This window comes from Pseudomonas sp. DVZ6, assembly GCF_024259445.1.
Lineage (GTDB): Bacteria > Pseudomonadota > Gammaproteobacteria > Pseudomonadales > Pseudomonadaceae > Aquipseudomonas > Aquipseudomonas peradeniyensis.
Genome location: NZ_JANCLM010000114.1, coordinates 1 through 489, shown reverse-complemented (window position 1 = coordinate 489; position 489 = coordinate 1). Strand labels below are relative to the sequence as shown.

Annotated in this window: 1 pseudogene; it reads left to right on the top strand. The window is 69.1% G+C overall.

From position 1 onward, the window contains the following. Window positions 1-489, top strand: a pseudogene (locus tag NMG10_RS25865) (hypothetical protein); the annotation flags it as partial.

Below are 489 nucleotides of genomic sequence, written 5' to 3'. Positions count from 1 at the left end.
AGGCTGGTCGGCACCGAGGCCGGTGTCGGTGTGCGCCTCGACGGGCGGATGATCGCCAGCGGTGGCGATATCCAGCTCGATGCCAATGGCCAGCTGAGCATGGCCCAGGCCAGCGCCGGGGGCGATGTGCGCATCCGGGCGACCGGTATCGAAACCCAGGGGCCGGTGCATGCCGGCAAGCAACTGCAGGTGGAAAGCCGTGGTGACCTGGTCAACCGTGAGGGGCTGACCGCGGCAGGTTCGGTGCAACTGGACGCGTCAGGCCAACTGAGCAACCTTGGGGGCATTCAGGCCGGCATCCAGGCCGATGGCAGCCGCGCGGCCGACGCCGACCTGAAGATCAGCGCCGGTGCCGTGGACAACCGCAACCAGCGCCTGATCGCCAGCGGTGACCTGACGCTGACCACGGGTGGCCGCCTGGATAACCAGGGCGGCAGCCTCAGCGCCGGGCGCCATGTCGACATCAACGCCGCAACGCTGGACAACCGC